Below are 5,892 nucleotides of genomic sequence, written 5' to 3' on the forward strand. Positions count from 1 at the left end.
GGTACTCCGGCCGAGACGCGCATCGTCGCGATTTCGAACCTGCAGGAGCAGGACCGTACCTGCGAGGACGCGCTGCGCCCCGACCTGTTCTACCGCCTGGCCGCCCTGCGCATCACCGTGCCGCCCCTGCGCCAGCGGGGCGAGGACATCCTGGCACTGTTCACGCGGCTGTCGGAGCAGTTCGCTGATGAATACGGCTGCGATGCGCCCCAGGTCAGCGCTCAGGAAGCCGCGCAGCTGCTGCAGGCGCCCTGGCCCGGCAACGTCCGCCAGCTGATCAACGTCGCCGAACGCGCCGTGCTGCAATCGCGCCGTGGGTCGGGCACCATCGCCTCGCTGCTGATGAGCGAGAACGAGGAGATGCAGCCCGTCATGACCACCGAGGGCAAGCCGTTGAAGGAATACGTCGAAGCCTTCGAGCGCATGTTGATCGACAATACCATGCGCCGCCACAAGGGCTCGATCGCCAGCGTCATGGATGAACTCTGCCTGCCGCGCCGGACGCTGAACGAGAAGATGGCCAAATACGGCTTGCAGCGCGCCGACTACCTGAACTGATCGCCCGGATCGAAGCGGCGGAGGGGGGCGCCGCCCCCCTCTGAAGCCTGCGGCTTCATTCACCCCCCGGAGTACTTCACGCCTGGTGATGCATGCGGGACAGGGCCCGGAGAGGCACCGGACTTTTGCCGTCGAGAGCGTGCAACCGTCCCGTGAAAAAGTAGGGCGCCTCCTGTCCCGGTGTCATCGCATCACCAGGCGTGAAGTACTCCGGGGGAGTCGCTCCGCAGGAGCGGCGGGGGCAGAGCCCCCACACCCTGGACCCCGGCCCAGTGACATTCCCCTCTCCCCTGAGCTTTGCAGAATGGTCAAAAGCACGCCGCTTTGCCGCTTCCCGCATCGGTTGTGCGATTTTCAGCATTGTCATGGACCCGCTCTGCACCTTATGTTCATGGAACGGCCATATGCGCAGTCCCGACGGGACCGCTTTGGTCCCTGAGAGTTTCGCTGGCCCCGGGTGTGACGGATAAAGACCTCCGCACGGATGCCAGATGGATAGACCCCGAAGGGGGTTTGCACTTGCCGAAGCGCCCGAGGGTGTCTTCGGTTCAGAATGGGCGGCGCCTCTTGGCACCAGGAAGCTTCTGACGGGTCATCCCCGGGCAGCGCTTAACCGGGCCGGAGAGAAGCCGTCGGAGAAGAAACGCGATGAGGCGCGAGAGGATCGAGACAGGCAGGAGGCACGCCCATGCAGGCGGCCCTTGCCCCGTCGACGCCCGTGACCAGGTCGCCCCTGACAGACACCCCGCAAGTCACCTCGCTCCGCCCGGATACGTTCCGGGGACCGGGGCTCTTGCGGCGTGCAATTGGACCCCATGGCAAAGAAAATGCTCATTGACGCCACCCACGCGGAAGAAACCCGCGTCGTGGTGGTCGACGGAAACAAGGTTGAAGAGTTCGACTTCGAATCCGAAAACAAGCGCCAGCTCGCTGGCAACATCTACCTCGCGAAGGTAACCCGCGTCGAACCGTCGCTTCAGGCGGCTTTCGTCGATTACGGCGGCAACCGGCACGGTTTCCTCGCCTTCTCGGAAATCCACCCGGATTACTACCAGATCCCCGTCGCGGACCGTGAGGCCCTGATGGAGGAAGAGCGCGCCTATGCCGAGGCACAGCGCGCCCGCGAAGAAGACGACGAGAAGCCCAAGAAGCGGTCCCGCTCGCGGTCGCGTTCCTCGGCCAAGGCCGAGAAGACCGAGAGCGGCGATGCCACCGTCAGCCAGGAGGTCGCGGACAGCGACCAGATCGAGGGGATGGAGACCATCGACCTCGGCGAGGACGGTGCCGATGAGGCCGGCGAAGAGGGCAGCTCGCCCATGATGACCGTGCGCGAGACGCCGGTCGAGGAGCCGGAGACCGATGCCGCCTCTGCCGACGAGGCCTCCGACGAGGACCAGGACGACGAGGATGGCGAGGACGAGGACAACCGTCCGCGTCGCAGCACCGCCGGCGAGAAGGACAGCGATATCGAGTCGGTCGCCGATGATGATGATCACGAGGATATCCGCCCGCCGCGCAAGCCGCGCCCCAAGCGCTACAAGATCCAGGAAGTCATCAAGGTCCGCCAGATCCTTCTGGTGCAGGTCGTCAAGGAAGAGCGTGGCAACAAGGGCGCGGCCCTGACCACCTACCTGTCGCTGGCAGGTCGCTACTGCGTGCTGATGCCCAACACCGCCCGTGGCGGCGGCATCTCGCGCAAGATCACCAATGCTGCCGACCGTAAGAAGCTGAAGGAGATCGCCACCGAGATCGACGTGCCCTCGGGCGCGGGCCTGATCGTGCGGACCGCCGGTGCCAAGCGCACCAAGTCCGAGATCAAGCGTGACTACGAGTACCTGCAGCGGCTCTGGGAACAGATCCGCGAGCTGACCCTGCAGTCGATCGCGCCGGCCAAGATCTACGAGGAAGGCGACCTCATCAAGCGCTCGATCCGCGACCTCTACTCGCGCGAGATCGACGAGGTGCTGGTGGAAGGCGAACGCGGCTACCGCAACGCCAAGGACTTCATGAAGATGATCATGCCGTCCCACGCCAAGAACGTGAAGCACTACGCCGAGCAGATGCCGCTGTTCGCGCGGTACCAGGTCGAAAGCTACCTGGCGGGGATGTTCAATCCCACCGTGCAGCTGAAGTCCGGCGGCTACATCGTGATCGGCGTCACCGAGGCGCTCGTCGCGATCGACGTCAACTCGGGCCGGGCGACGAAGGAAGGCTCGATCGAGGAGACGGCGACCAAGACCAACCTGGAGGCCGCCGAGGAGGTGGCCCGCCAGCTGCGTCTGCGTGACCTTGCCGGGCTAATCGTCATCGACTTCATCGACATGGACGAGCGCAAGAACAACCTCGCCGTCGAGAAGAAGCTGAAGGACAAGCTGAAGACCGACCGTGCGCGCATCCAGGTGGGCCGCATCTCGGGCTTCGGTCTTCTCGAGATGTCGCGTCAGCGCCTGCGCCCCGGCATGATCGAGGCGACCACCGCGCCCTGCACCCATTGCCACGGCACCGGCCTCGTGCGCTCGGACGACAGCCTTGCGCTGTCGGTGCTGCGCCAGATCGAGGAAGAGGGCACGCGTCGTCGCTCTCGCGAGGTCCTGGTCAAGTGCCCGGTGGCCATCGCCAACTACCTGATGAACCAGAAGCGCGAGCATGTCGCGATGATCGAGGGTCGTTACGGCATGGCGGTGCGGATCGAGGGCGTGCCCTCGCTGATCTCGCCGGATTTCGAGATCGAGAAGTTCAAGACCGCGACCCGCAAGGTCGTCGAAGTGCCGCATGTGATCTCGGCCAGCGCCGCGCTGATGGAGGACATCGACGAGGACATCGAGGACGAGGTGGACGAGGACGAGGAAGAGACCTCGGAAGCGCCGGCCAAGACCTCCGAAACCTCCAGCGAGAAGGCTTCCTCCGGGAAAGACCAGGACAACGCCGAGACCTCCACCACCGATGCCGGCGAGGGCGAGGAGCAGCCGAAGAAGAAGCGCCGTCGTCGGCGTCGTCGGCGGAAGAGCTCGCGTTCGGAAGACGGGTCGGGGGATGACAGCATCGGCTCCGGTGACGATCAGGTCAGCGGGGACGACAGCGCCCCCGAGGGCGACAAGTCGGACGCGGTGAAGGCCGAAGCGGTGAAGGCCGAGGCCCCGGTTGCGGAAGCCGCAGCCGAAGCCCCGGCGGCGGAGCCCGTTGCAGAGGTGGCGAAGGTCGAAGCCACCGCTGACGAGGCTGCGACACCTGAGGTCGCCGAGGCGCCTGTTGAAGACGCGAAGCCCGCGCCCGAGGTAGAGCCCGCTGCCGAAGCTGCGGTCGCAGCAGAAGAGAGCGCGCCCGCGGCGGATCAAACTGCTGCCGAGGTCGAGGCCGATGACACGGAAGCGGCCCCCGCCGAAGAGGCCCCCGTTGCGGAAGCTGCCGAGGCAGAGACCCCGGCGGAAGAGACTGCGGAAGAGCCGGTGGCCGAGGCCGAACCCGCCAGCGCACCCGAGCCGGCAATGGCCGAGGAGACTGCCGAGGCGGACGAACCCACCAAGCCGAAGAAGCGCGGCTGGTGGTCGCTGGGCGGCTGATCGCCCCGCCACCCGCTTTAAGAGACAGAGAGGGCCGCTCCTTCCGGGGCGGCCTTTTCCTTTGGCGGGGCGGAAAGCTTCTGTCGGCATGGGTGAGGTGTAACGGACGCGCAATAAGAGCGCCGTGAGCGGACGGGGGCCACGGGGCGGCCTCGGCGCAGTAGCCTCGTCTCCAACGGGAGAGGAGGTGGGACCTGTCGTGAAGCCCGCGCGATCAGGGCGACAGGGCCCCGGAAGGGCCGGCCTTTCGCAGTCAGCCGCGCCGGATCAGGAAGGTGAGGGCGCTGCCGTGCTCTTCCGCGTCAAGCAGCGCGCGGCCGGCCTCGACGCAAGAGCCTCGTCTTGATCGCGACAGTGCGGGAGCTGGTTCGGAACGCCTGTACGGTCAGGGCAAAACGCCCCGAACGGCATGGTTTCCGGTGGTCAGCCGCGCCGGATCAGGAAGGTGAGGGCGCCGCCGTTCTCTTCCGCCTCGAGCAGCGCGTGGCCGGCCTCGGCGCAGAAATGCGGCATGTCGATGCGGGCCATGGGGTCATCCGCCAGCACCCGCAGGCGCGCACCGGAGGGCAGGGCGCGCAGGGCCTTCTGGGCCCGCAGCACAGGCAGGGGGCAGCGCAGGCCGCGCGCGTCGATTTCGGTCAGCTCGTCCATACCCCCTTGCTAGGCCGCGCCCGGGGGCCTGTCCAGAGCGTCCGGGCGGTCGGCCGGATCATGGTGTGTCATGCTGGTGCCGGGCGGCCCTGGACGGGGCATCGAGCCCCGTGCAGGGCGGGGGCGAAGCCCCCCGGCGCCTCCGATCGGGTCCCGTGCCCGTGAGACGGCGCCGCTCCTGCCTCGACCGGGCACCGCACACGCCCCTGTGACGAGATGGCAGGTGACGGGCCGGGCGTGCCGCGCTACTCCGGTGCCATGTTCGGAATCGAGATCATGGACGCCGCCCTTTTGCCGGCGCTGACCGTTGCACTGATGGCGGGGCTCTTGTCCTTCCTCAGCCCCTGCGTGCTGCCCATCGTGCCGCCCTACCTGGCCTATATGTCCGGCGTCTCGCTGTCGGACATGGGGCGCAGCGGCGCGCGCGGGCGGACGCTGCTGGCAGCACTGTTCTTCGTGCTGGGCCTGTCGACGGTCTTCCTGCTGCTCGGCTTCACGGTCTCGGCCATCGGCACGCTGTTCCTCAGCTGGCAGGGCTGGTTCAACACCGCCGCCGGCATCGTGGTGATGATCTTCGGGGCGCATTTCGTCGGCGTCTACCGCATCGGCTTCCTTGACCGCGAGGCGCGTTTGGACGCCGGTGACCGGGGTGGCAGCGCCTTCGGAGCCTATGTTCTCGGCCTTGCCTTCGCCTTCGGCTGGACGCCCTGCATCGGCCCCCAGCTGGGCGCCATCCTGTCGCTGGCCGCGCAGGAGGCCTCGGTGACGCGGGGCACGCTGCTGCTGGCGATCTATGCCGCCGGTCTCGGCATCCCCTTCCTGCTGGTCGCCGCCTTCCTGCCGCGCCTCGCCGGCCTGATGGGCTGGATGAAGCGCCACATGGAACAGATCGAGCGCGTCATGGGCCTGCTGCTCTGGACGATCGGCCTGCTGATGCTGACCGGGGGCTTCTCGCGCTTCTCCTACTGGCTGCTGGAGACCTTCCCGGCGCTGGCGACCCTCGGCTGAGCTACGCAGGCTTTCCGTCCCCGCCGCGCCGCGCTAACCTGCCGCGAAGCGAGGGGACATGAGCGGCCAGACTCCTGAAATGCCAGCAACATCGCCCCCCGCCGGCGGGGTGGCG

General features: G+C 67.2%; 4 protein-coding genes. 3 read left to right on the forward strand and 1 reads right to left on the reverse strand.

Annotation, left to right across the window (positions count from 1 at the left end):
* Together OS124_RS0115520 and OS124_RS0115525 are read left to right on the forward strand one after the other, a co-directional pair.
* On the forward strand, positions 1-558 hold a 558-nt coding region (locus OS124_RS0115520), incomplete at its 5' end, for a helix-turn-helix domain-containing protein (protein WP_010140686.1).
* An 815-nt stretch (positions 559-1,373) separates the two neighbouring features.
* Positions 1,374-4,118, forward strand: coding sequence for an Rne/Rng family ribonuclease (locus OS124_RS0115525; protein WP_029375486.1), 2,745 nt, complete (start codon positions 1,374-1,376; stop codon positions 4,116-4,118).
* A gap of 423 nt (positions 4,119-4,541) precedes the next feature.
* On the opposite strand, the gene OS124_RS0115530 is transcribed toward OS124_RS0115525, so the two are convergent.
* Entirely contained in the window at positions 4,542-4,769 is a 228-nt protein-coding gene (locus OS124_RS0115530) for a sulfurtransferase TusA family protein (RefSeq protein WP_010140688.1), read from the reverse strand.
* A 258-nt stretch (positions 4,770-5,027) separates the two neighbouring features.
* On the opposite strand from OS124_RS0115530, the gene OS124_RS0115535 reads away from it, so the two are divergent.
* Complete coding sequence (locus OS124_RS0115535; protein ID WP_010140690.1) at positions 5,028-5,777, forward strand: cytochrome c biogenesis CcdA family protein; 750 nt, start codon at positions 5,028-5,030, stop codon at positions 5,775-5,777.
* Positions 5,778-5,892: the final 115 nt, after the last annotated feature.

Source organism: Oceanicola sp. S124, from assembly GCF_000220565.1.
Lineage (GTDB): Bacteria > Pseudomonadota > Alphaproteobacteria > Rhodobacterales > Rhodobacteraceae > Pseudooceanicola.

Coding starts and splice junctions, on each gene's coding strand:
- OS124_RS0115525 (WP_029375486.1), top strand. CDS start 1,374: ATGGCAAAGAAAATGCTCATTGACGCCACCCACGCGGAAGAAACCCGC.
- OS124_RS0115530 (WP_010140688.1), bottom strand. CDS start 4,769: ATGGACGAGCTGACCGAAATCGACGCGCGCGGCCTGCGCTGCCCCCTG.
- OS124_RS0115535 (WP_010140690.1), top strand. CDS start 5,028: ATGTTCGGAATCGAGATCATGGACGCCGCCCTTTTGCCGGCGCTGACC.